Raw genomic sequence first — 23,403 nt, 5'->3', positions numbered from 1 at the left:
CATGGATGAGCAGGGTGAGCGCTTCGACGTCGTCGTACTCGGAGCAGGCCCAGGCGGATATGTCGCCGCCATTCGCGCCGCCCAGCTGGGCAAGCGCGTCGCCGTCGTCGAGGCCAAATACTGGGGCGGCGTCTGTCTGAACGTCGGTTGCATCCCCACCAAGGCCTTGCTGCGCAACGCCGAACTGGCGCACATCGTCACACGTGAGGCCAAGACCTTCGGCATCAAGGTCGAAGGGCAGGTGTCCTTCGACTACGGCGAGGCGTTCCGGCGCAGTCGCCGTGTCGCGGACGGCCGGGTCAAGGGTGTCCACTACCTGATGAAGAAGAACGGGATCACGGAGATCAGCGGCCGTGGCACGTTTGTGGACTCGCACACGCTCGACGTGGCCCTCTTCGACGGCTCGACCCGGACGGTCAGCTTCGACCACTGCATCATCGCCGCCGGAGCGACTCCGAAGCTGCTGCCGGGGACCCGCCGCACCTCACGCGTGGTGACGTACGAAGAGCAGATCCTTGCCGAGGACCTGCCGCAGTCCATTCTGATCGCGGGCGCCGGCGCCATCGGCGTCGAATTCGCGTATGTCCTGCACAACTACGGCGTCGAGGTCACCGTCGTTGAGTTCCTGGACCGGATGGCGCCGCTCGAGGACACGGACGTCTCTGCCGAACTGGCTCGGCAGTACCGGAAGTTGGGCATTGGTGTGCTCACCTCCACCCGCGTCGATTCGATCGACGAGTCCGGCCCGCAGGTCCGCGTCACGGTCACCGGCAGGAACGGCGCACAGCAGGTCCTGGAGGCGGACAAGGTTCTACAGGCGATCGGCTTCACACCGAACGTCACCGACTACGGTCTGGAGAGCACGGGCGTCCGCATCACCGAGCGCGGCGCGATCGATGTCGACGGCCGCTGCCGCACATCCGTTCCGCACATCTACGCGATCGGCGACGTCACCGCGAAGCTGATGCTCGCGCACGCCGCCGAGGCGATGGGCGTGGTCGCGGCCGAGACCATCGCGGGAGCCGAGACCATGGAGCTCGACTACCCGATGATCCCGCGCGCCACCTACTGCCAGCCGCAGATCGCGAGCTTCGGCTGGACCGAGGCGCAGGCGCGCGAGAAGGGCTTCGACGTCAAGGTGGCCAAGTTCCCCTTCACCGCGAACGGCAAGGCGCACGGCCTGGGCGACACGACCGGCTTCGTGAAGCTGATCAGCGACGCGAAGTACGGCGAGATCATCGGCGCCCACCTCATCGGCCCGGATGTCACCGAACTGCTGCCGGAGCTCACCCTGGCCCAGCAGTGGGACCTGACGGTCCACGAAGTCGCTCGCAACGTCCACGCCCACCCGACGCTCGGCGAGGCGGTCAAGGAGGCCGTGCACGGACTCGCCGGGCACATGATCAACATGTGAGAAGGCAGCGCCCCACGTTGCCCCCGGACTCCGTCGGCTCCGTCCCCGGGGGCCGGGGCAGGCCATGAAACCGCCCCGGACGGCACCTCGCCCGCCAAGGCTGAAAGCGCCGGACCAGGAAGTGATGGCCGTGGACCCCCGCAACACCTCCCGGCGGTGCCCCACATGCGGCCACACCGCCAAGGAGAACCGGCCCACCCAGGAGAAGTTCCACTGCACCGTGTGCGGCCACACCGCGCACGCCGACACAGTGGGCGCCCTGAACGTTCTACGGGCCGGGCTGGCCCGTCGCGAAGCCCAACCGGCATAGCGAGAAGCCACCCCCTCAGGGGGTGGAGGAGTCACAGCTCCGGTCGGGCTCGGCACCGGGATCACTGAACGTGGATGCGCCTGACCCGGGGACCTGTCAGCGGGTTCGGCCTTTCTCCGCTGATGCGAGGGGAGGACGGACGTCAGCGGGCGACGAGCAGGGCAACGCCGAGGACGCCGGTCACCACGCCGATGCCGGCTGTGACGGCCAACAGACAGCGCGTTCTGAGAAATCGGTAGCGGGTGGCGTACTCGATGACGAGTTCTGCCGACCGAGCGGAGACCCGGGCGTCGATCGCCCGCGAAGCGGCAGCCCAGTCGGCAGCGAAGACACGTTCGATGTCGGCCCGCTGAGCAGCCGTCAGCCAGGGCAACCGCTCAGCGAAGCGGACGGCCCGGCGGCGCGCCTCCTCGTCCTCCGCACTCGACAGGAGGTAGTCGTTGAGCCGAGCGAGCGGGCCGTCGTCCTCCATATCAGCCCCTACGAACACGCTGTCCTCCGGCACATGTCCTCACTCCTGTTCGTCCCTCGGCGACGCTGTCGCCGAGGCGGCCGGACGTCTGTCGATCTCCTCGATGGTGCTGATCTCCGGGTGATGGAGGTCGAATGCCGGGGACTCGGAGCGGATCCGTGGCAGCGTGAGGAAGTTGTGCCGCGGCGGCGGGCATGACGTCGCCCACTCCAGCGAACGGCCGTAACCCCACGGATCGTCGACCTCAACCGGTTTCCCGTACTTGGCGGTCTTCCACACGTTGTAGAAGAACGGCAGCAGCGAGAGGCCGAGCAGGAACGAGGAGACCGTCGAGATCGTGTTCAGCGCGGTGAAGCCGTCGGCGGCGAGGTAGTCCGCGTAACGACGCGGCATGCCCTCGGCACCGAGCCAGTGCTGCACCAGGAACGTGCCGTGGAAGCCCACGAACAGCGTCCAGAACGACATCTTGCCGAGCCGCTCGTCGAGCATCTTGCCGGTGAACTTCGGCCACCAGAAGTGGAATCCGGCGAACATCGCGAAGACCACGGTACCGAACACCACGTAGTGGAAGTGCGCGACGACGAAGTACGAGTCCGAGACGTGGAAGTCCAACGGCGGCGACGCCAGGATGACGCCGGTCAGACCACCGAAGAGGAAGGTCACCAGAAAACCGATGGACCAGAGCATCGGAGTCTCGAAGGACAGCGAACCGCCCCACAGCGTGCCGATCCAGTTGAAGAACTTCACCCCGGTCGGCACGGCGATCAGGAACGTCATGAAGGAAAAGAACGGCAACAGCACACCGCCGGTGACGTACATGTGGTGCGCCCACACGGTCACCGACAGGCCCGCGATGGCGATCGTCGCGGAGATCAGACCGACATAACCGAAAATCGGTTTGCGGCTGAAGACGGGAATGATTTCGGAAGCGATCCCGAAGAACGGCAACGCGATGATGTACACCTCTGGATGGCCGAAGAACCAGAAGAGGTGTTGCCAGAGCAGCGCGCCGCCATTGGCCGCGTCGAACACATGCGCACCGAACTTGCGGTCCGCCTCCAGCGCGAAGAGCGCGGCGGCAAGCACCGGGAAGGCCAGCAGGACCAGCACGGCGGTCAGCAGGACGTTCCACACGAAGATCGGCATCCGGAACATCGTCATGCCGGGTGCGCGCATGCAGATGATCGTGGTGATGAAGTTGACCGAACCGAGGATCGTGCCGAAGCCGGAGAAGGCCAGGCCCATGATCCACAGGTCACCGCCGATGCCGGGCGAATGGACTGCATCGGTCAGCGGGGAGTAAGCGAACCAGCCGAAGTCGGCCGCACCCTGCGGGGTGAGGAAGCCGCTGACGGCGATGATCGAGCCGAAGAGGTACAGCCAGTACGCGAACATGTTCAGCCGCGGGAACGCCACGTCGGGCGCGCCGATCTGCAGCGGCATGATCCAGTTCGCGAACCCGGCGAACAGCGGCGTCGCGAACATCAGCAGCATGATCGTGCCGTGGATCGTGAACGCCTGGTTGAACTGCTCGTTCGACATGATCTGCGTGCCGGGACGGGCCAGCTCGGCGCGCATGAAGAGTGCCAGCACACCGCCGATGACGAAGAACGCGAACGATGTGACCAGGTACATCGTGCCGATGGTCTTGTGATCGGTGGTACTCGCCCATTTCACGACGATGCTGCCCGGCCGCTTTTGCTTTGCCGGCAGTTCGTCCTCGTATGAATCGTCGGAATCAGCCGGTCCGACGGTGACCCTGTTCGCCACTTCAACGCTCCTTCGGCCGACGGCATACCGGCCACACTGGCACTGTAGGCGAGAGGGTCCCGGCTGACGAAATGAGTCGCTGGGCTTTCGGCCGATCGGAGTAGAGATCAGGGCTGCACCCGGGGTGATTACGCTTTCATATGCCCAAGACCGGAGCGAACAGAAGTGAATTGTTTTCCTGTTCAGAAATGCCCCGCCAAAGCCGTCCCTGCCCGCGCCGTCCGCTCCCGCGGGCTGTTCGTCGGTGTGTCCGGCCGAGTACTGATTAAGGGCTGTCCCGTAACTTCCAAGAGGTAAGCGACAGCCCTGTGGCAACGGGAGGCAACGGGAGGCAACGGGAGCGGTCTCAGGCTTCGTCGCGGTCCAGTGAGGCGGCGCAATCACGCATCTGGTCGCCGGAGGCCTCCCGCCACCCGTCCACCACGTCGTGGGACTCGTCCAGTACGGGATCGCGACTCCCGCCGGGTGCGTAGGCCGGGGATCGGTCCGCGCGGAGCGGCAAGTGGGCGCAGTACCAGGCCCGCATGGCGCCTGCTCGCTCCATGTCCGTGCCCGTCCGCAGGTAGTCGAGCAGGGCCGCCATGACCCTGCGGCGTCCGAATGCGTAGAGCGCCGGCTCGACGAACCAGCGGCAGAAGCTGGGCTCCGGGTCATATACAGAAGCGGCCATCAACGGGGCGAAGAACTCTTCGGGCAGGCTGGCGCGTTCGAGCAGTGGCTTGCGCGCTGCATGGGCCAGGGGCCGCGCGCGTCGGTCTTCCGTCACATCGGCCGCGTCCTCGAGGCCTAGCAGCCGAGCCACCTCGGCCGCGCCGCTTGAGCACGGCCGGCCCGACGGGCCTTCCCTTCGCGCTGCCGCGTTGGTTTCCTGAGGAGGTGAAGGACAGTAAGGTCACCTGGGACCCTCTGGGCGGGGGGAAGGGGCCGTATGCGCTCAGCTATCGCCGGTATCACGATGGTGTTCTCATGCCCATGCGATTGGACATCACGGTTACCTCTTCGGGCCGTATCATGGCAATCACGGTGAGGCCCGCGGATGACCCCGCCCTTCCCAAGTCGGTACTCGGCCGTGCCCAGGCTCAGCACCGCGCCGAAGAGTTGACCAAATGGACAGCGTTGCTGAAACCTTCCTGCTGGCCGAGAAGGTCAACGGGACCTGGCGGCCTCTCTGGCTTGTCAACGTAGGCACGAACGGCGAGGCGCAAGCGGCTCTCCGTATCGATGCAGTCACCGGCCGGCAGGTACAGCCCGACCCCGTCCCCGGCCAGGAAGCTCCCGCTGAGTCGTAAGTCGATCCCATGGGCGGATCGGCTTCGACGGGCCTCCCGACTGACCAAATGGCAATCTGGCACCCTGCGCAGCGGCACACTGGCCGTCGACCCCATGTCCGCGTAGAAGTGGCCCTCGTCGGCGGCGCATTCGGGGAAGGACATGTGCATCAGGGGACAACTGCCGTCCCAGCAGCCATGCCGCACCTCCCATCGTGTCGCGCCGGTCGCCGTGCGGACCTCGTCCTCGACCACCAGCACCCGCATGCCTCCACCGTAGGAGCATCGCGGGGGCACCACATGTCGTGATGCGCCCGTCCGCACCCCCTCGGTCACCGAGGCGGCCCTGCGCATGGTGGGGCTCACCACGGGCGCTGACCCGTGTGCCCGATTCGGCTCGTCCGCGAGCGCGTGCCGGGTGACGATGGGCTGCGACGGTGTCGCGGCGGGAACACTTGGCGGATCACATGGAGCGGGCCGAGAGGCAGGACGACGGGGCGCCCGGTCGTCTGGAGCGCAGGCATTTCCTCGCTGTTGCCGTGGCTGGTGCGATGGCGGCCGGCTGCCGCTCCTCCGTTGCGAAGGGGCCCAGCACCGGGACCACCCCGCCCGGTTCCACCCGGTCCACCGGGGACGGTGAGCGGACCCGCGCGGGAGACCCCGACTGGCGTATCCGTTCGGAGGCAACGCCCGAGGCCGTCCAGGGATACACCGACAGAGTCAGCGTGCTGCCGGGCGAGGAGTTCGGTCTGTACGTCTCCACGACCGCTTCCGGCTTCCGGGTCTCGGCTTACCGGGTCGGCTGGTACGGGGGGCAGCAGGCGTGCCTGGTGTGGCGTTCGCGCCGTATCGCCGGCTCGGTACAGGCCCGGCCCCGGCTGCTGGAGGTCACTCGTACAGTGCGGGCCGACTGGAGGCGCACGCTCGGCGTACGCACCGACGGCTGGCCGGAGGGTGCGTACCTGCTCCGACTGGAAGCAGACAACGGCCACCAGCGCTATGTGCCGTTGATCGTCCGTTCGGCGTCCGGCGCGGGCAGGACAGTGCTGATGCACGCGGCGTCGACCTGGCAGGCGTACAACGCCTGGGGCGGGTACAGCCTCTATCAGGGCGAGGACGGTGCGTACGGGACACGGTCGCTCGCTGTCAGCTTCGACCGGCCCTATGACCGCAGCGGCGCCGAGAAGTTCATGGTCTACGAGAGGGCGGTGGTCGTTCTCGCGGAGCGGCTGGGAATTCCGCTCGCCTACACCACGGGGGTGGACGTCCACCGCGAACCCGGCGTGCTTCACGGCGCCAGGGCGGCGCTCTCGCTGGGCCACGACGAGTACTGGAGCCCCCGGCAACGGGACCACGTGACCCGGGCGCGTGACTCCGGTACCAATGTGGCCTTCCTCGGCGCCAACGCCTGCTTCCGCCGGATCAGGCTGGAGCGGGGACCGACCGGCGACGCACGCACGGTGGTCTGTTACAAATCGGACTACCGGGCAGACCCGTACCTGACTGACCATCCGGCCATGCCGACACATGACTTCCGGCAGCCGCCCGGAGCCGACCCCGAATCCTCCCTCACCGGCGTCCTTTACGAGGGTTATCCGGTCGACGCTCCGTATGTGGTCCATGCCGACGACCACTGGCTCTTCGAAGGGACCGGGGTCAGGCGCGGAGACTCCTTCGATCATCTGGTCGGGGTGGAGTACGACCGGGTCACGCCGGGGATGCCCACCCCGGCGCCGCTCGAGGTCGTTGCGCACTCCCCTCTTTTTTACAAGGGCATGCCAAGCCATTCCGACTCCGCGTACTACACCGTGCCGAGCGGATCGGGCGTCTTCGCTTCCGGGACGATGCGATGGGTCGAGGCCCTCATGGCCGGAACTCAGGACAACGGACGCAACCATGGAATGGACGCACGCACCGGGCGGTTCGTCACCCGCACGACGGAGAACCTGATCCGAGCGTTCGCGGAGGGCCCGTGCGGCAGGAACAGGCCGAAGCCCCGGAACAACGCGAGCACCCTCTACGCGTCGCCGCCACCCTGAACTTCTCCGCCGTCTCCGATGACGTTCCGCAGACGTTCGTTGTCTTCCGCATCCGGGTCCTGGTGCCGAACGAACGGCCCCAGCGGAGCAGGGCGGCACCGGCCGTGACGGTGGGGCGCACGCCGATGCAGGTGCCGAGGGCGCAGGCGAGCAGTGCGGCCACTGGCCGGGACAGGACCTGTGCGCCCCTTCCGGGTACTCGCGCCGCGGTCTCCGACGCCGCCGAGAACGTCATCGGGGCCATCCGGCCTGCGCAAGCCCAGCTCTCGAACCGTCACGAACTGACCCGCTGGGCCACTGCCTGCCGACTCGTCCGGGGACGGCAGCGCACCGGCGCGTCGGTGCTCCCGCGCGCAGGGAGACCGGGCCAGGAGGACACGGGCCGACAGCTCCTGGCGTCAACACGGCGTTCCCCGATCTCTCGCGTTCGACGTAAAAAGGTGGAAAAGCGGGTAACCAGCGCAGTGCGTACGGCATCCTCCCATGCGTGATGAGCCTGACGGGGACACCTTTCTTCCTGGCCACGATCGCGCTGGCCGTGGTCACCGTGCTGCTGCCCCTGCTGCTGTGGGGCCGGGTACGCGGCCCCGCCCCGGTGCGCGGCGCGGCGCGCCTGGCGATGGTCGTCCTCGCGCAGGCGTCGGCCGTGCTGAGCGTCTTCGTGATGGTCAACAACACCAACGGCCTGTATGACAGCTGGGCCGACCTGCTCGGCACCGGACACCACATCGTCGCCGCGCCGGACCTCGGGCGCGACGGACTCGGGGACCACAAACGACCGGCGAACGAGCCGAAGGTCGTCCAGGACTTCAGTCCGGCGCATGACGCGCGGATGGGCCGGGGCGTCCGCGTCACCCGGCTGAGTGGTCGGGTGTCGGGGGTGCGCGGCGAGGTGTACGTATGGCTGCCTCCCCAGTACAACCAACCGGCCTTCCGGCACCGGAAGTTCCCCGTGGTCGAGCTCCTCGGCGGCTTCCCCGGATCGGCGAAGGCGTGGTTCAGCAGCCTGCGGGTGCAGTCGCAGCTGGAGGCCGGGATGCGGAGCGGGGAGATCGCCCCGTTCATTCTCGTGGAGCCGCGCACCAATCTGCTGGCGGGCCAGGACACCGGGTGCGCCAATGTGCCGGGTGTCGTGGACGCCGAGTCCTGGCTGAGTGTGGACGTCCGGCAGATGGTCACCGACACCTTCCGCGCGCAGAGGCGTGCGCGTGGCTGGGCGGTGGCCGGGTACTCGGCCGGGGCACACTGCGCCGTGAAGATGGCGCTCGCCCACCCCGACCGGTACCGGGCCGCCGTGGGCCTCTCCGGCTACAACGACCCGGCTGCCGAGCGGGTCTCGCTCACGGGCGGGGATCCGGAGCTGCGGCGGGTCAACAACCCGCTGTGGATTCTGCGCCACGCCACCACCCCGCCGCGCGTCGCGCTCTACCTCTCGGGCGGGCGCAACGACGGCTACCGCGACGGCCTCGCGCTGCGGCGGGCGGCAGCGCCCCCGACACGGGTGGTGGTGGCCGAGGCGAGCGGGCCGCACACCATCGGGCTGTGGAAGCGCCAGGTGCCGCAGGTCTTCCGCTGGCTGACGGCCGAACTGTCGTCCGTACACGGGCCGCGTCGCTCCCGCGAGGCGCATCTGATCGATGGGGGCGAGCCGGACCGGGGCGCCCGGGTGCGGCGCGTGGATCATCTGCGGTGAGGACGCCGTCGTGGGCGGCGGTCAGCTCGGTGAGTGCCGCGGCGACGACGGAGATCCAGCACTGTTGGATTGAACTGCCGAGCCGAGCCAGGGCTCGGCTCGGCGCGCTACCGCTCGTCGGCCCCGAAGAGGAGGACGCGTGAGGGGTGCGCCGTGTCGGCCCGCCGTCAGCGGCGGGTGCGTCGCAGCCGGCGGCCGAGGAGGACGGCCCCTGCGCCGGCGGCCAGGGACGCTCCCGCGAAACCAGCGAGGGCGGCCTTGGCGCGGACGTCATTCGCGGACCCGGCGACCGCCCGGGACGGCCGGGCGGAGGAGGGAGCTCCGGCCGCCTGAAGGATCAGGTCGGCGACCGCCGCGGGATGGGCGATCAAGGACACGTGGGAGGAGTTGATCTCCACCGTGTGCGAACCGGCGCGCTTCGCCTGGAAGCGTTCCTGATCCGGGCTGATGGTCTTGTCCTGCCGGCCGACGAGCGTCCAGGACGGGATGTGCTTCCAGGCCGCGACCTTGGCCTTCTCGGAGAACGCGGTCGTAGCGGCGGGCCGCTGGGTGGCCCCCAGCAGATTCGCCTCGCTCACCGGTAGGTCGGCTGCGAAGACCTGGTGAACCTTGTCGCGCTTGAGGTACAGGTCGGTCCCGCTGCGGCCGTTCTCCCGGTACGGGACGGACCTGGTGGCGGTGCCCAGTTCAGTGGGGAACCGCGCGGCCAGCGACATGCCGCTCTCGCCCACGTCGGGCATCAGCGCCGACACGTACACGAGCGACTTCACCCTGGGGTTGCCGGCCGCGGCCGAGCTGATCACGGAGCCGCCGTAGGAGTGGCCCACCAGCACGACCGGGCCCTTGATGCTGTCCAGTACCGAGGCGATGTAGGTCGAGTCGCTGTACAGGCCGCGCAGCGGGTTGGCGGGCGCGATGACGGTGTAGCCGCTGCGCTCGAGGCGTGAAATGACCCCGTTCCAGCTGGAGCCGTCCGCGAACGCGCCGTGCACCAGGACCACGGTGGGTTTCGTGACGGTCGTGTCGCCTTCCGCGGCAGCCGGAGCCGCCGCGGACGAGCACAGGGCCAGTGCACATCCGGCGACGGTGACGTGTGCGCGCAGTATGCGACGCCGTGTGCCGGAGATCGCCCATGCGGTCATCCCGTTCTCGCTTCCCTTGAGGTCAACAGCACCTCAGCGTTCACCCATCGGTGCCGCCGGGCCCGGCGGCACCGTCCAACCGGGTGAAAGGGGCAAGGCATCGGAGTGAAGGGCCGGCCTCGCCAGGCATGCCGGGAGCTGCTCCCCAGGGCGGAGCACAGGTTGTCGGTCAACGCCGCACTCAGGGAAGCGCTCGGCCTACCGCCCGACGTGCTCGCCACCTGGGCTCCCGCCCGCCGATGTGATCGGCCGGGTCAGGTCCCAGCCCCCTGACGACGGCGACGGTGACCAGCGCGTAGGCCACGTGCGGAACGATGTCGGCGACCCAGTCGGAGCACAGTGCCCTGCACGGCAGAGAGTCCTGTTCACGTGCGCGTGCCCAGGCGCCCACGCTCGTACATGCTGAAGAGAAGGACCAGCGAAGGAACGATCAGGACCACAGCAGCACATGCGACGCCGACAAGAACCCAGAGCGTCGAGTCCGGCGCGGCTGCGTCCGCGATCGGCACATGCGTCCCCAGCAGGTAGGGATACTGCGCCCCCAGCCCGCTACGACAGCGGCCACCGCGACCGCTGCTGTCGCACAGTCCGATGACGTCCGCGCCGACCCTGCCGTGCAGTGTCAGACGTTCTGCGGTGCACACATGAATCCGACCTCGATGTGGAGTCGATGCATGACGCAGGCCCCCGAGCTGTGGCTCGCTCAGCCACGAAGCCTCAAGTCCTCTTTTCCCGTTCTGCTCTTGGCCATGGCGACAGGAGCGGTCGACGCGATCAGCTTCATGACGCTCGGCGGTGTGTTCACCAGCGTGATGACCGCAAACCTTGCTCTGTTCGGTCTCGCCATCGCCACGCACAACGTGCTGCTGGCCGGTCACGCAGCACTGGCGATCATCGGGTACACCTGCGGCGTGCTTCTCGGCAGTCGGGTTGCTTCCCTTCCGGGCCGCGCGCGATGGAGCGGTGCCCGGATCGCACTGCTCGCAGAGGTGATCGTCATGACTGGTGCGCTGACGGCCTGGGCTGCTCTGGACGGCAAGCCGGCCGGCATCAGCCAACTGGCCCTCCTGGCGGCCATGGTCGTGTGCATGGGCTGCCAGAGCGGCATGATCCGTGTCGCCGGCGCGCCGAATCTCTCGACCACCTACATGACTGGCGCTCTCACCGGCGCGCTGGTTGCACTCGCCGTCAAGAAAGAGGTTGAGCGATACAGCATTGCGGTGATCGCGATGCTGCCGACAGGGGCAGGGTTGGGAGCGCTTCTTGTCACCCACGCACGGGCGGCTGCTCTGGCCCTGCCCTTGGTGCTGCTGACTGCAGCCCTCACGCTGTCTTTCCGGCGCCCTGTGCCCCACTAAGCCTCGATCCACCGACGTGCTCTGAAGATGATCTCTTGTTCGTTTTCTGAGCTGGTTTCGGTTGGTGGCCGTGGATGGGCAGGTTGTTTCTGCTGGTCTGCCCAGCTCTTCCACGGTTTCGGTTCCGGTCGGGCCCTGGCGGGCCGGGTGGTCAGGGGCGGTCAGGCCTGTGCGGGTGGGCCGTGGACGGTATCGAACAAGTGTGTCCAGGCGTGCTGCCAGGGCCAGTTGTGTGGCAGGTGCAGGGTGATGCGCCGTGCGGATCTGGCGATTCGGGCCGGGACCTGGACCAGATGGGCCCGGAGGGTCGCGGTGGTGGCTTTGGCGTGGAACGAGGAGGTCAGCGCGCCTGCGGCCCGCAGCAGGTTGTAGGTCATGGCCCACAGGGTCAGCCAGGCCGCGTTGGCTTGGAAGTGCCCGGAGGGCAGGTGGGCCAGAGCGGAGTTCTTGCTGTCGGCGATGACCTGTTCGATGACCGCGTGGTGGCGGTGTTCCCGCTCGGCCTGGAGTGTCGGGGCGGGGTTGTCGGTGAAGAAGGGGTGGTAGCGCCAGACGGGGAAGAGTTCTCCCTGCTCGCCGACGGTCGCGGGTTTGGCCAGGTCACGGACACGGCGCACGATCAGCCGGGCCGTGACCCGCTCGCTCTTTTTGCGGCTCGCGAACGCGGTGTAGTCGGGTATCTCGGCGACTTCGGCGTCCGAGATGAGCTCGCCGGTGGTGGGGTCGGGCACGGCGGTGGGGTAACTGATCTGCTGCCAGGCCCTGTCCGGGATGGCGTGAACGGCACGTTTGATGGAGGGGTTCATGCCGGTGGTGATCGAGAAGTGGGCGCCGTTGCGGAGGCAGGCGGCGATCACACCGGCGTTGTAGAACTGGGAGTCCGCGCGCAGGACGCGCAGGACGCGCAGGCCGGTGCAGCCGGCCTCGACGGCGGTGGCCAGGGCCTCGGCAGCGAATTTCGGGGCGCCGCGGGAGTCGGCTGCCTTGCCCCGAAGCGATTCCTCATCGGTTGCGGATCCGTGTCCGCTCCATGATCGCAGCGCCGTGCCGTCCCAGCACACCGATTTGTCACCTGGCGTGGAGCGCTTGAGGCAACGGCACGCGCTGGGCGGCACCCGGCGTTCGACGCCGTCGGCCCTCAGTGACCGGCCGGTGGCTCGTCAGGAAGTCGGGGATGCGCCGGCGCGGGCCGACCAGCGATTGCAGCAGGGGCCGGTCGAGTTGCCGTAGCAGTGGGTTGGACGGCAGTAACTGCGCCCACGTCCCCAGTACGGCCATTTACGGCTGCTTCTGGACCGCTGTTGTCGTCGGCCTGACAGCGCTGTTGTGGCCTCGAGGCCGGTGGACCGCTGTCAGGTACTGCGCTGTTGTGGTGCAGTGGACGGCTCAGGTCATGCTGATCCTCGCTGAGTGACTGCAGTTGAGGCGGGGCGATGCACCGAGCCAGCCCTGTCCCACGGCACGGGCCCGCGTCGGCGGCACCCGGTCAGGGACGCAGGATCAACCGGATCGGCTCGCCGGTCTTGTTCTCCAGTCGCTCCACCGCCTCGGCGGCCTTCGCCAGCGGGAGTTCACCGCTGATCGACCCGGAGAAGTCCAGTCGGCCGCCCTGGAGCAGGGACAGCAGCTGCGGCAGCGCGACCGGCATGTCGGAGCCGTAGTGGCCGAGGATCTGCTGCTGGAGGTAGCTGAAGCGGGTGCCATCGGCGACGGTCAGCGGCTTGTCGGTCAGGCCCACGAGAACCAGCCGGCCCTTGGGCGCGAGCACCGACAGCGCCTGCTCACGGACGGCCGGCACGCCGGCGAAGTCGAAGGCGGCGGCGAGACCGGCCCCACCGGTCACCTCGCCGATCCGCTCGCGCAGCGCCGGGTCGGCGGGGTCGAGCGCCAGGTCCGCTCCCTGGGCGAGGGCGCGCTCGCGGGCGGTGGGATTGGGGTCGACCGCGATGACGGGGCACGCGCCGACGGCCCGCAGCAGCTGGACGGCGTGGACGCCGAGTCCGCCGACGCCCCAGACGCCGACGGCCTCGGCGGGCTTCACGGCACCCGTGACGGTGATCGCGCCCCACGGTGTGGAGACCGCGTCCGGGATGATCGCGCCCTGGTCGAAGGGGATGGCTGCGGGCAGTTCGGTGAGGGCGTCCTCGGCGGAGAGCGCGTACTCGGCCCAGCCGCCGTCGTAGTCCACGCCACGGGTGTACGTGACGCCGTCGCGGACCTCGCCGGCGTACAGCACGACCCGCTGCCCCGGGGTCCAGCGGGTGACATCCGGCCCGGTTTCCGCGATGGTGCCGGACACCTCGTGGCCCAGGGTGACCGTGTCGCCGCGCAGCAGCAGCGGCGTGAGGGTGCCGTCGATCAGGTGGACGTCCGACAGGCAGACGCCCGCGGCCTCCACCTTCACGAGCACCTGGCCGGGACCGGGTACGGGCTTCGCCACCTCCTCGATCCGCAGAGCGTGGCTGGGGATGTGCAGCCGGGCGGCGAGCATCTGCTCCATGACATGGCCTCCTTGACACGGCGGCGACCCCGGGGCCGCGGGCCCCTTAACGCAAGTCACCTTGCAAAGAAACGTACGCCCGCCCTCCGGGTAAAGCAAGTAATCCTGCGTTAGGGTTGGGCCATGGCCTCGTCCGACCAGAATGCACCGCCCTTGCGCCGCCGAGGGGCCCGCATGCGCTCCGCCGTCCTCGCCGCCACCGTGGACGTCCTGACAGAACACGGGCTCGCCGGTACCACCGTCGGTGCCGTCGCCCGCGCCGCCGGCGTCCACGAGACCTCCGTCTACCGGCGGTGGGGGACCCGCGAGAACCTGATCGTGGAAGCGCTGACCGAACAGCTCGACGCGGCGATGCCCGTGCCGGACACCGGACACGTCCACGACGACCTCGCCGCCTACTTCGGCGCGCTGGCGCGGCTGCTCGCGACGGCGCAGGGCAAGGCGCTGCTCCGGCTGAGCGCCGAACGCGACGACACCCTGCCGGACCGCCGCCTCCCCTACTGGACCGAGCGCCTCGAACGCGGCGCCGTCATGGTCCGCCGGGGCGTTGAGCGCGGCGAACTCGCACCGGACACGGACCCCGGCCTCGTCATCGAGGCCATCAGTGGCGCCCTGTTCACCCGCGCCCTCATCAGCGGCGCCCCGCTCGACGAGGACCTCGCCGCGCGACTCGTCACCCTCGCTCTCACCGGCGCGCTCCCGCGGCCCCCGGCCAGCCCCTGACCCGGCCCCGGGGGACGCCCCCGGCCTCAGGTGCCCGGCGGGACAACCTGCTCAACGGCGGACAGCTCGCGTGACGTAGGCGGCTGCGCACCTGGCCGGGTGGTGGCGAGCGCTCCGGCGAGCACTGAGGGATTCGAGCCTGTGGACCACGGCGCCGGCCTTGGGGCAGCCCGCCGAGGTCGATGGCGGAGCCCTCCATGAGGTCTTTGGCAGGCAGGTCCTTGCCGCTGCCCCTGACGCGGAAGGTGCCGGGCATCCGACCCGGGTTCAGGCGGATCCCGCCGGAGTTCACAGTCGCGGTTCGTGCGCTGCGCCGGGCGTCCTGTCTACCTCTTGCGGAAGATCCGGGAACGCCGTAGGTAGTCGAGCGCGACGGCGCAGACCAGGATCCCGCCGACCACGATGGTGTTGTACTGCGGAGGGATCTTCGAGAGCACCAGCGCGTTGTCGACGAGCGAGAGCAGGACGGCGCCGATCGCGACGCCTTGGATGTTGCCCATGCCGCCCATCAGGCTGACACCGCCGATGAGGACCGCGGTGATCGCGATGAGAGTGGTGGACGTCCCGCCCGCGGTGACCTGTCCGGCCCCAACGCGCGCGGAGTAGAGCATGCCGGCGAGCGCAGCCGTGGCCGCTGCGACTACGTAGAGCGCCAGGTCGAGACGGAAGACCCGCAGGCCATTGCCCACGGCGGCCTGCCGGTTGCCGCCCAGGGCGCGGACGTTCACTCCGAACCGGCTGTGCTCGAGCAGGAACCAGAACACGACACCGACCACGATCGCGATGAGGACGATGTTCGGGATGCCGGCGATGCTCCCTTGTCCGATCCTCTGGAATGCCGTCGGCAACGGCAGCACGTCGTTGCCCCCGGTCACGAGGTTGTCGATGCCGGTGAGTATGTAGGACGTGCCGAGCGTCGCGATGATGGGAGGTACGTGCAGGTAGGTGATGATCGCGAAGTTCACGACACCGACCGCGCAGCAGAGCGCCAGCCCTATGAGCACCGCCAACGGCCACGGGGTCCCGTTGACCATCAGTTTGCACGTCGCCAGCGCACCGAGCGTGAAGATGGCGCCGGCCGAGAAGTCCAGGCCGCCTCCGATGATCAGGAGCGCTGCACCGCAGGCCATCACGAAGTAGATCACGCTGTTGCGGAGGACCTCGGTCAGGTTCGCGTTGGTCAGGAAGAGGCCGTTGCGGGACGTCGCCACAGCGCCGACGGCGAGGATCACCAGGAGGAGCGTCGTCTCCTGACGTACGAGGATCTTGGTCAGCAGGCTCTCTCGATCACCGTGGTCGGTGTGGCGCTCGCGGGTCGTTGGGTTTGTTGATGTGGTCAAGGCCATCACGCCTCCTCGAAGTGGTGGCCGGGATCGTCTGCGGGCTGGTCGGCCGGCACGGCGCCGGTGATCATGCCGATGACCTCTTCGCGAGGTACCTCGGCGACCCGCCGGGTGCCGACCGTCCGGCCGAGGCGGAGTACGGTCACTCGGTCCGCGTGCGAGAAGACGAAGTCGAGGTCGTGGCTGACGATGACGACCGCCTTCCCCGATGCCCGGAGCTCGGCGATGATCTCGCCGACGTGTGCGGTCTCCTGGACGCCGAGTGCCGCGGTCGGTTCGTCCAGGAGGATGATCGGCTTGTCCATGCGAACGGCACGTGCGATCGCGACGACCTGGCGCTGGCCGCCCGAGAGCAGGCCGACCGGCGTGCGCACGTTGCCCACGCGGACCTTCAGGTCCTTCAGCACCTGCGCGGCTTCGCGTTCCATGCGCCGTCGGTCCAGCACGACGCCCAGCTTGCGCGGCAGGTTGCCCAGCGCCAGGTTGTGCGCGATGTCGAGGCACTCGACGAGCGCGAGATCCTGATAGACGACGGCGATGCCGTGGTCCTTCGCGTCGGCCGCGGAGCGGACGTGGCCGAATTCCTCGCCGTTGACGACCACCTCGCCCTCGTCAGGCCGGTGGATGCCCGTGACGATCTTGATGGTCGTGGACTTGCCTGCGCCGTTGTCTCCGACGATGGCATGGACTTCGCCGGCGTACGCGTCGAGACGGACGTTTTCGAGGGCTGAGACGGAGCCGAAGTACTTTCGCACTCCGCGCAGCCGGAGGGCCGGGGCGGTGTTCATCAGTTCCACCCCTTGTCGAGGTAGCTCTGGTAGTCGTCCTTGCCGACCACCTTGATGGGCAATGGGACGGTGGGCGCGGGCTTGCCCTTGTGGACGTCCAGGACGCCGTCGACCATGCCCTTGGCGGGCGTGCAGACGTCCTGCAGGTACATGAGGTTGGCTTCACCGTCCTTCAACGCCTCGGTGCCCCCGTTGTCGTGGCCGGCGGCGAGCAGGAAGGTCTTGCCCTTGAGTCCCTTGGACTTGATGGCCGACACGGCCCCCGGAGTGGTCGTGCCCATGTGGCTCGCGATCTCGGTGATGTCGGGGTGCGCCGACAGGAGGGCATTGACCTGGGGGAGCGCCTGCCCGGCGTCGTCCCCGGTGTAGACCTCGCCCGCGATCGTCACGTTGTTGGTCTTCTTGGCAGCAGCTTTCATCCCGTCAAGCCAGGCTTTCCCAACTCCGGTGTCAGCGGCCGCCACCAGGCCGAAGACGTGTTTGCCAGGCAGCGCCGCCACAGCGTTGACCATGTTCTCACCCATCGTGGTCCAGTTCGGACCGGCGTTGAGGTCGGCGCCGCTGTTCGCCCCGCTGGAACCGTAGAACGTGCCGGTGATGATGTGATCGGCCTGGGCCTGCTTGAGGACCGCCGCGAAGGCGGTGCTGGCGGGGAAGGTGACGATCGCGCCCTTCTTGTTGGCGGTCGCCTGCTGGATCTGCCCGATCATCGCGTTCGCGTCCAGCGCCTGCCCGGTCGGTCCGCTCTCCGTGTACTCGACGCCGCGCTTGTGCGCCTCGTCCTTCATGCAGTCGCCGATCCTGCGCCACGCGGGGAAGTTGGGCAGCGGGTTGACGAACTGGATCGTCAACGCGCCGGCGCCATGGGAGGACGCCGAGCCGCCGGCGGCCGAATCCTCGGTGGAGCAAGCGGCGAGTCCACCAACGAGCAGCAGGGACATCGAGAGCGCATTGATGACGCGCACACGACGGAGGGGAGCGGGAGTGTTTGACATGTGGTTTCCTCCGAGATGGCGAACGCGGCTCATGCCGTGGTGGTGGTGGCGGGGTCGATAAGCTCGCGGACAGCGCCGACCAGCTCGTCGACGGCGCGCTGGGCAGCGGGGACAACCGGGAAGTAGTCGACCCACCCGTGGATCAGCGTGGGGTGGCTTTGCAGCATGACCCGGACGCCCGCCTGCCGCAGCCGCTCGGCGTACTCCTCCTCCGCCGAGCGGAGCGGATCGAAGCCGGCGGTCGCGATCACGGCTGGCGGGAGGCCCTCAAGGGACGTGGCGAACCCAGGCATCGCGTAGGGGTCGGCGCGGTCCTCCTTGCGGCTGAGGTACCAGTCGTCGTACGCCACCATGTCCTCGCGGGTCAGCATGAACCCCGTGGAGTACGCGCGCATCGTCTCGGTGTCGACGTCGTCGTCGATCGCGGGGTAGATGAGCACCTGGCCGGCGAGTGCCGGACCGTCCTCGTCGCGGGCGCGCAGAGCCACACACGCCGCGAGAGTTCCGCCGGCGCTGTCGCCCGCGACGAGCAGCGGCACGTCGGGATAGTTCGCACTCGTCCACAGCAGGCTGTCGTAGCTGTCCTGGAAGCCCGCCGGGAACGGGTGCTCCGGTGCCAGCCGGTAGTCCACCGACACGACCACCGCGCCGGTCGCGACGGACAGGCGGCGCGTGATCTTGTCGTGGGTGTCAATGTCTCCGGCGACAAAACCGCCGCCGTGGAAGTACACGATGACCATCTTCGGCGCAGCGTCGCTCGCGGAGTAGACCCGCAACGGGATCTCGCCGTTCTGGCCCTGGACGACACGGTCCTCGATGCGGTCCACCAGGTCGGGAGTGCATCTGGAGCCCTCGAAGGTGCGGATGGCGGTACGCATCTGGGCGCGGAGATCACCGGGGGTCTGGCCGGCAGCGGGAACGCCGAACGGCGCCTGGTCGATGAGAACCTGCACGTGGGGGTCGATCGTGGTCACGTGACGGCTCCGTTCGGTCGAATGGCGATCTTGAGTCCTGAGCCGGCGCGGAACGCGGCGTCGGCGTCGGCGTACTGCTCAAGCGGCAGCTCGTGGGAGACGAGAGGGGCCAGCCGCTCGCCCCAGGCCTGGGCGAGCCGGACGGCGCGGTCGAAGCTGTGGAGCACGGCCATGCTGCCCACGATGGAGATCTCGTTGCGGTAGATGTCGAAGGGCCGGATCTTGACGATCGCCTCGGACTCGGCCACGCCGAAGCACTGGAAGACGCCGCCCGGTCGGACGCGGGTCAGCCCGTCCTCGATAGCGCTGACGACGCCGGTGCAGTCGATGACTGTTTCCCAGCGGGCATCCGGGCCGAGTTCCTCGGCGCCGGCGACTGGCATCAGGCCGAGCGTCGCGGCGAGCGCTCGGCGGGCAGGGTTCGGCTCGACGATGTGGACCGGCTCGGGGCTGGTGTCTGCGGCAAGTAGACCCATCAGCAGTCCCATGGTGCCGGCTCCGTAGACGAGGTAACGGTCGCCGAGGTTGCGGGGCAACACGTCGAACCCGTGGATCGCGCACGACAACGGCTCGATGAGCAGCGCTCCGGCATGCGAGATGTCGGCGGGCAGGTCGTAGGCGAGCGGCGCGGGCACGCGAACCAGTTCGGCGGTGGCACCGTCCGTAGTAATACCGAGGGCCTCGTAGTTCAGGCACAGGTTGCTTCGACCGCGCCGGCACTCGGTGCAGGCGTGGCAAGGGATGTTCGGGTCGACGGCGACGAGGGAACCAACCCGCGAGTCGTCGACGCCGCGCCCCACGGCGACGACCTCACCGTAGAACTCGTGGCCGGGGATCAGCGGGAACCGGGCGTAGGGCAACTCGCCGTCGATGAGGTGGATGTCGGTCCCACAGATACCGGCGCCGCGAACGGCGACGACGAGATCGCCTTCGCCGGGTGTGGGGTCGGGCACCTTCCGGACATCGACGGCGCCGGGTCGATCGATGACGACTGCGTGCATGGGCTGCTCGCTTCATGTGTCCAAGACGCTGCTCAGGGTTACTTGGGCCTGAACATCGTGTGCGTTGGACACGAAGTAAGCAATGCCGGATATGCCGGATCGCATGACCGATTCAAAAGCATTGGTCACACGGGGCTTTCGGGGGGCGGCAGAAGAACGAGATGCGAGCTGAGGGCACATTGACCTGTACATTTAACCCTCAGGGCTACCTGATTAATGCTCTGCAGGCCCGCGAGAGCCACGCCCGGATCGGTCACAGTGGGCCAGGAACACGCCCGATCCGGAAGCTCAGGCGCCCGATGTGTGACCGATTCACACTCGAGCGACGACCGGACCCAGGGCTGCGAGCCGCTGAGCCTCGGAAGCCGAGAGCCGCCGATCGCTGATGATCGCGTCGAAGTCGGTGACCTCGGCGAACCGGCAGAAGCTCGACGCGCCGAACTTGGAGCTGACCCCGGTGAAGATGCGACGCTTGGAAACCCGTATCGCGGTGGCCTTCACCTCCGCGACGGCCGGATCGGGCGTAGTGAGCCCGTGCTCGCGCGATATCGCGTTCGCCCCGACGAAGGCGAGATCGATCACGAACTGGCTGAGCATCTCCGTCGCCCAGTAGTCGACAGTGCCGAGCGTGTTGCCACGGACCCTGCCGCCCAGGACGTAGACCGTCACAGCGTCGCGGCCGCCGAGCAGCGAGGCGATCGGCAGTGACGCCGTGACCACGCGCAGCCGACGCTCAGGCAGTGCCCGGGCGATGAGCTGGGGCGTGTATCCCTCGTCGATGAAGATTGTTTCGGCACCACCGACGTGCCGGACCGCCTCGGCGGCAATCCGCTCCTTCTCCCCGGAGTGCGCGACCTCGCGGGTCGGGAGGCTGGACTCGTACCCCGCCGTCTCGACGGGGTAAGCCTGCCCGTACGACCGCCGGACGAAGCCGTTGGCCTCGAGCACCGACAAGTCACGCCGAACGGTCTCCACTGACACACCGAGCCTCGCCGCCAGGTCCGAGACGAAGACCTTCCCCTCAGCGCGTGCGAGTTCGAGGATGCTCCGCTGACGGTCCATGGGCTCCATGCGGCGAGCCTAGAAACAACCACCATGATCGGGAAGAGGGTCTGTACGGTGAGAGTGGTGTAACCCCCGGCCAGGGAGCACCAGTTAGGACTGGTGAGTCTCCCGGGGAGGAACACCGTGAAGCAGAGTACGCGTTCGAAGAGGCCGGCGGGCGAGGCGTTGGAGCCGGTGGTACTGACGTCCCGGAGGTTGATGTACGGTCCACTCACATGCGTAACAGACATGTTTTCGCGTGGACTTCGACCGCAGCCGCCGCACTCATGGCGGCTGCGACCCTGACCACTCCTGCGGCCGCCGCCACGTCCGCACCGTCCGCCCCCACCGCCTCCCGGGACTGCCCGCAGCTCTCGGCGAAGCTGCCCTGGTACGGGGAGAACCGAGCGAAACTCCAGCGCATGATCGACGAACGCGGGACCTGCAACGGCCATCACGGCCCGCGCCCCGCCCGCGTCGGTGAAGCCGCCCGCGCAGTAAAGCCGTCCCGCGATGGCGCCGCAGGACGTCCAGGACACCGGCTCCGGGTAGGGGCGCGGACGCTCCAGGTGTCGGCGGCCGGGTCGTAGGACCGGACGGTGGTCTGTCCGCAGACGCTGCTGTCGCAGCCGCCGATGGCGTACAGCCTGCCGTCGAGTACGGCGGGTGCGGCGGCGGCCAGCGGTTCGGGGTTGGCCGCGGCCTCGCTCCAGGTGTCCTGCTGCGGGTCGTAGACCTCGGTGGTCTCGATGGGGTCACCGGAGTTGGCCCAGCCGCCGGTGACATACAGCTTGCCGTCGACGAACCCCCCGGTGGGCTTCTCACGGACCGTGCTCATCGGCGCGACGGTGTCCCAGGCGCCGCTGACGGGGTCGTAGGTGCGCATGGTCGACAGCATGGTGGAGTCGCTGACGCCGCCCGCCGAGTAGAGCTTTCCGCCCGGTCCCACGGACACCAGGTTGTCCATGATGGGTTCGGGGTGAACAGTGATCGATTCCCAGGGCGCTTCGGCGAGTTGAGCCTGCGTTCCTTTGTTGTCGCCCCCGTCGCCCCCGTCGTCCCGGCCGGCGTCGGCGGTGAGGCGGTGCGGGTTCGCGGCGCCCTTCACGTCCTTGCGGGCGGCGCCCGCCCGCTGGCTGGTGAAGTCGCCGGCGGCCTCGCCGAGGATCACCTTGCGGACCTGTGTCCCGTGGTTGGCGAAGGTCAGGGCGGCCTCGGCGGAGCCGCCCAGCTCCGCGGTGGCCGTCAACTCCGAGGTGCTGACGGTGATATCGGGTGTCTCGTCGGCCTGGACCGAGGCACCGGTGACAAGCCCGGCGGCGAGTACGACGGCCGCCGCCGAGATGCCGAGGAGGGGTCTGCGGCGCATGGGAAACTCCCTGCTGTGTGCGTCGTGGGGTGGTCTCACTGTCCCGGGCACCCGCCCGCCGGCCTGAGGGTCAGCGTGACGTGCGCGGACCCGGACCGCTTGACGGTGGCCACGTCGGTGGCCGAGCTGAGGCCGTCCTTGGACGCGATGACGGTGATCCAGTCGCTCTGTCCGTCGACGGGCAGCCACAGGGCGGCCTTGCCGTCGCGGTCGGACCTGCGGGCCAGCTTGCCCTCGCCCCAGACGTTGTTGTCGTCCGCGGTGCCACCGCAGCTGGTGTCGTCGACATCGACGGCGGTGGAGTCCAGCAGCTCACGCGTGGCGGTGATGTCCCCGGCCAGGGCGGGCGCCGCCGACCAGAGCAGCGCGACCGCCCCCGCGGTGTGCGGGGCCGCCATGGAGGTGCCGCTCATATTCGCGTACGAGTTGCCGGGGTAGGCCGAGCGGATGTTGACGCCGGGCGCGGCGATGTCGGGCTTGATCACGCCGTTCTCGCCCTGGCCGCGGGAGGAGAAGGAGGCGATGACGCCCTTGGAGTCGAAGGCGCCGAGGGCGTAGGAGGTGGTGTAATCGCCGGGGCTGCCTTCGGTGTTGCAGGCGGGTCCGGAGTTGCCGTTGGAGGACACGGGGAACATGCCGGCGGCGATCCAGGCCTGCACGGAGTCCTGGTACCAGTCCTCGACGGCGATGCCGTTGTCGCTTCCCCAGGAGTTGTTGATGATGTCGGGCCGCAGCTCGGGGCGCGGATTGTTGCCGGCCAGGTCCGTGGGGGCGAGCATCCACTGCGCGGCGGCGAGCAGCGCGGACTCGGAGCACGTCGCGCCCTCGCAGCCCTTGGCGGAGATCCACTTGGCGTCCGGGGCGACACCGATACGGGCGCCGCCGGCCAGGCCGCCGGTCATGGTGCCGATGGTGTGGGTGCCGTGTCCGGCGTTGTCGCACGGCGCGAGCGAGGGGGAGCCGCAGACGCCGCTCGGGTTAGGTACGTCGGAGTCCGGTTTCGTTGAGGAAGTAGCGGCCAACGACGCGGTCGCGTGACTGGACTACCTGGAGGATATCGGGCGGCCACGCCCTGGCACGCACGCTTCCCGCGTTGCCGAAATGCCCTAGTCGGTGACTTCGCACATGGGGTTTTAGGTCTCCAGCCAGCGGGGCCGGGTTTCGTCGATGCCGAGGAGTTCGAGCAGGTGTGCTTGGACT

The 23,403-nt window shown here is 68.6% G+C and carries 22 protein-coding genes; 6 read left to right on the top strand and 16 right to left on the bottom strand.

Going from position 1 to position 23,403, the window contains the following annotated elements:
• The first annotated feature begins 1 nt into the window (after position 1).
• Positions 2 to 1,414, top strand: coding sequence for a dihydrolipoyl dehydrogenase (gene lpdA / locus ACWD6R_RS03910; protein WP_451817239.1), 1,413 nt, complete (start codon positions 2 to 4; stop codon positions 1,412 to 1,414).
• 124 nt (positions 1,415 to 1,538) lie between these two features.
• Complete coding sequence (locus ACWD6R_RS03905) at positions 1,539 to 1,724, top strand: zinc ribbon domain-containing protein (RefSeq protein ID WP_451817238.1); 186 nt, start codon at positions 1,539 to 1,541, stop codon at positions 1,722 to 1,724.
• Positions 1,725 to 1,866: 142 nt separating this feature from the next.
• Here ACWD6R_RS03905 and ACWD6R_RS03900 read toward each other — a convergent pair whose 3' ends face one another.
• From ACWD6R_RS03900 to ACWD6R_RS03885, 4 genes are all read right to left on the bottom strand, one after another.
• Positions 1,867 to 2,196 (bottom strand): hypothetical protein, encoded by a 330-nt coding sequence (locus ACWD6R_RS03900; RefSeq protein WP_451817237.1) that lies wholly within the window; start codon positions 2,194 to 2,196, stop codon positions 1,867 to 1,869.
• A 39-nt stretch (positions 2,197 to 2,235) separates the two neighbouring features.
• Positions 2,236 to 3,966 (bottom strand): aa3-type cytochrome oxidase subunit I, encoded by a 1,731-nt coding sequence (gene ctaD, locus ACWD6R_RS03895; RefSeq protein ID WP_451817236.1) that lies wholly within the window; start codon positions 3,964 to 3,966, stop codon positions 2,236 to 2,238.
• A 346-nt stretch (positions 3,967 to 4,312) separates the two neighbouring features.
• Positions 4,313 to 4,732, bottom strand: a complete 420-nt coding sequence (locus ACWD6R_RS03890) for a hypothetical protein (protein WP_451817235.1) — start codon at positions 4,730 to 4,732, stop codon at positions 4,313 to 4,315.
• A 313-nt stretch (positions 4,733 to 5,045) separates the two neighbouring features.
• Positions 5,046 to 5,501, bottom strand: a complete 456-nt coding sequence (locus tag ACWD6R_RS03885; RefSeq protein ID WP_451817234.1) for a hypothetical protein — start codon at positions 5,499 to 5,501, stop codon at positions 5,046 to 5,048.
• 200 nt (positions 5,502 to 5,701) lie between these two features.
• Here ACWD6R_RS03885 and ACWD6R_RS03880 point away from each other — a divergent pair, with 200 nt between their 5' ends.
• Positions 5,702 to 7,273 carry a N,N-dimethylformamidase beta subunit family domain-containing protein gene (locus ACWD6R_RS03880; protein WP_451817233.1) on the top strand — a complete coding sequence of 524 codons (1,572 nt, stop codon included), beginning with the start codon at positions 5,702 to 5,704 and terminating at the stop codon, positions 7,271 to 7,273.
• A 490-nt stretch (positions 7,274 to 7,763) separates the two neighbouring features.
• Entirely contained in the window at positions 7,764 to 8,966 is a 1,203-nt protein-coding gene (locus tag ACWD6R_RS03875; protein ID WP_451817354.1) for an alpha/beta hydrolase, read from the top strand.
• 167 nt (positions 8,967 to 9,133) lie between these two features.
• Here ACWD6R_RS03875 and ACWD6R_RS03870 read toward each other — a convergent pair whose 3' ends face one another.
• Together ACWD6R_RS03870 and ACWD6R_RS03865 are read right to left on the bottom strand one after the other, a co-directional pair.
• Positions 9,134 to 10,108, bottom strand: coding sequence for an alpha/beta fold hydrolase (locus ACWD6R_RS03870; RefSeq protein WP_451817232.1), 975 nt, complete (start codon positions 10,106 to 10,108; stop codon positions 9,134 to 9,136).
• Between the two features lie 365 nt (positions 10,109 to 10,473).
• Positions 10,474 to 10,752 carry a hypothetical protein gene (locus ACWD6R_RS03865; protein ID WP_451817231.1) on the bottom strand — a complete coding sequence of 93 codons (279 nt, stop codon included), beginning with the start codon at positions 10,750 to 10,752 and terminating at the stop codon, positions 10,474 to 10,476.
• A gap of 30 nt (positions 10,753 to 10,782) precedes the next feature.
• Between ACWD6R_RS03865 and ACWD6R_RS03860 the strand changes: the two genes are divergently transcribed.
• A complete protein-coding gene (locus ACWD6R_RS03860; RefSeq protein ID WP_451817230.1) occupies positions 10,783 to 11,466 on the top strand; it encodes a YoaK family protein in 684 nt (227 codons plus the stop codon).
• A 161-nt stretch (positions 11,467 to 11,627) separates the two neighbouring features.
• Here the strand turns inward: ACWD6R_RS03860 and ACWD6R_RS03855 are convergent, their stop codons facing one another.
• Together ACWD6R_RS03855 and ACWD6R_RS03850 are read right to left on the bottom strand one after the other, a co-directional pair.
• The gene (locus tag ACWD6R_RS03855) at positions 11,628 to 12,527 is read right to left on the bottom strand and encodes a transposase (protein WP_451817229.1); all 900 of its coding nucleotides are present in this window, start codon (positions 12,525 to 12,527) and stop codon (positions 11,628 to 11,630) included.
• A gap of 425 nt (positions 12,528 to 12,952) precedes the next feature.
• Complete coding sequence (locus ACWD6R_RS03850) at positions 12,953 to 13,966, bottom strand: zinc-binding dehydrogenase (RefSeq protein WP_451817228.1); 1,014 nt, start codon at positions 13,964 to 13,966, stop codon at positions 12,953 to 12,955.
• 174 nt (positions 13,967 to 14,140) lie between these two features.
• Here ACWD6R_RS03850 and ACWD6R_RS03845 point away from each other — a divergent pair, with 174 nt between their 5' ends.
• Entirely contained in the window at positions 14,141 to 14,689 is a 549-nt protein-coding gene (locus tag ACWD6R_RS03845; RefSeq protein WP_451817227.1) for a TetR/AcrR family transcriptional regulator, read from the top strand.
• A 326-nt stretch (positions 14,690 to 15,015) separates the two neighbouring features.
• On the opposite strand, the gene ACWD6R_RS03840 is transcribed toward ACWD6R_RS03845, so the two are convergent.
• The 8 genes from ACWD6R_RS03840 to ACWD6R_RS03805 all read right to left on the bottom strand — a co-directional run bounded on the left by ACWD6R_RS03840 (position 15,016) and on the right by ACWD6R_RS03805 (position 23,225).
• Positions 15,016 to 16,029, bottom strand: coding sequence for an ABC transporter permease (locus ACWD6R_RS03840; RefSeq protein WP_451817226.1), 1,014 nt, complete (start codon positions 16,027 to 16,029; stop codon positions 15,016 to 15,018).
• A 5-nt stretch (positions 16,030 to 16,034) separates the two neighbouring features.
• Entirely contained in the window at positions 16,035 to 16,820 is a 786-nt protein-coding gene (locus ACWD6R_RS03835; RefSeq protein WP_451817225.1) for an ATP-binding cassette domain-containing protein, read from the bottom strand.
• The gene (locus tag ACWD6R_RS03830) at positions 16,820 to 17,815 is read right to left on the bottom strand and encodes a sugar ABC transporter substrate-binding protein (RefSeq protein WP_451817224.1); all 996 of its coding nucleotides are present in this window, start codon (positions 17,813 to 17,815) and stop codon (positions 16,820 to 16,822) included. The genes ACWD6R_RS03835 and ACWD6R_RS03830 overlap by 1 nt, the downstream gene beginning before the upstream one ends.
• A 29-nt stretch (positions 17,816 to 17,844) precedes the next feature.
• Positions 17,845 to 18,789, bottom strand: coding sequence for an alpha/beta hydrolase (locus ACWD6R_RS03825; protein ID WP_451817223.1), 945 nt, complete (start codon positions 18,787 to 18,789; stop codon positions 17,845 to 17,847).
• The gene (locus ACWD6R_RS03820; RefSeq protein ID WP_451817222.1) at positions 18,786 to 19,790 is read right to left on the bottom strand and encodes an alcohol dehydrogenase catalytic domain-containing protein; all 1,005 of its coding nucleotides are present in this window, start codon (positions 19,788 to 19,790) and stop codon (positions 18,786 to 18,788) included. The genes ACWD6R_RS03825 and ACWD6R_RS03820 overlap by 4 nt, the downstream gene beginning before the upstream one ends.
• Positions 19,791 to 20,102: 312 nt before the next feature.
• On the bottom strand, positions 20,103 to 20,861 hold the full coding sequence (locus ACWD6R_RS03815) for a DeoR/GlpR family DNA-binding transcription regulator (RefSeq protein WP_451817221.1): 759 nt from the start codon (positions 20,859 to 20,861) through the stop codon (positions 20,103 to 20,105).
• Between the two features lie 427 nt (positions 20,862 to 21,288).
• Entirely contained in the window at positions 21,289 to 22,203 is a 915-nt protein-coding gene (locus ACWD6R_RS03810; RefSeq protein WP_451817220.1) for a Kelch repeat-containing protein, read from the bottom strand.
• Between the two features lie 35 nt (positions 22,204 to 22,238).
• Positions 22,239 to 23,225 carry a S8 family serine peptidase gene (locus tag ACWD6R_RS03805; RefSeq protein ID WP_451817219.1) on the bottom strand — a complete coding sequence of 329 codons (987 nt, stop codon included), beginning with the start codon at positions 23,223 to 23,225 and terminating at the stop codon, positions 22,239 to 22,241.
• Between the last annotated feature and the right edge of the window lie 178 nt (positions 23,226 to 23,403).

This window comes from Streptomyces sp. NPDC005151 (assembly GCF_053599875.1).
Note: the sequence above shows the minus strand (reverse complement) of the source record. Positions and strands in the feature narration are given on the sequence as shown.

Bases quoted from the DNA above. Each gene is read 5' to 3' on its own strand.
- lpdA (WP_451817239.1), top strand. From the start codon at position 2: ATGGATGAGCAGGGTGAGCGCTTCGACGTCGTCGTACTCGGAGCAGGC.
- ACWD6R_RS03905 (WP_451817238.1), top strand. From the start codon at position 1,539: ATGGCCGTGGACCCCCGCAACACCTCCCGGCGGTGCCCCACATGCGGC.
- ACWD6R_RS03900 (WP_451817237.1), bottom strand. From the start codon at position 2,196: ATGGAGGACGACGGCCCGCTCGCTCGGCTCAACGACTACCTCCTGTCG.
- ACWD6R_RS03885 (WP_451817234.1), bottom strand. From the start codon at position 5,501: ATGCGGGTGCTGGTGGTCGAGGACGAGGTCCGCACGGCGACCGGCGCG.
- ACWD6R_RS03880 (WP_451817233.1), top strand. From the start codon at position 5,702: ATGGAGCGGGCCGAGAGGCAGGACGACGGGGCGCCCGGTCGTCTGGAG.
- ACWD6R_RS03875 (WP_451817354.1), top strand. From the start codon at position 7,764: ATGAGCCTGACGGGGACACCTTTCTTCCTGGCCACGATCGCGCTGGCC.
- ACWD6R_RS03870 (WP_451817232.1), bottom strand. From the start codon at position 10,108: ATGACCGCATGGGCGATCTCCGGCACACGGCGTCGCATACTGCGCGCA.
- ACWD6R_RS03860 (WP_451817230.1), top strand. From the start codon at position 10,783: ATGACGCAGGCCCCCGAGCTGTGGCTCGCTCAGCCACGAAGCCTCAAG.
- ACWD6R_RS03850 (WP_451817228.1), bottom strand. From the start codon at position 13,966: ATGGAGCAGATGCTCGCCGCCCGGCTGCACATCCCCAGCCACGCTCTG.
- ACWD6R_RS03845 (WP_451817227.1), top strand. From the start codon at position 14,141: ATGCGCTCCGCCGTCCTCGCCGCCACCGTGGACGTCCTGACAGAACAC.
- ACWD6R_RS03835 (WP_451817225.1), bottom strand. From the start codon at position 16,820: ATGAACACCGCCCCGGCCCTCCGGCTGCGCGGAGTGCGAAAGTACTTC.
- ACWD6R_RS03830 (WP_451817224.1), bottom strand. From the start codon at position 17,815: ATGTCAAACACTCCCGCTCCCCTCCGTCGTGTGCGCGTCATCAATGCG.
- ACWD6R_RS03820 (WP_451817222.1), bottom strand. From the start codon at position 19,790: ATGCACGCAGTCGTCATCGATCGACCCGGCGCCGTCGATGTCCGGAAG.
- ACWD6R_RS03815 (WP_451817221.1), bottom strand. From the start codon at position 20,861: ATGGAGCCCATGGACCGTCAGCGGAGCATCCTCGAACTCGCACGCGCT.
- ACWD6R_RS03810 (WP_451817220.1), bottom strand. From the start codon at position 22,203: ATGCGCCGCAGACCCCTCCTCGGCATCTCGGCGGCGGCCGTCGTACTC.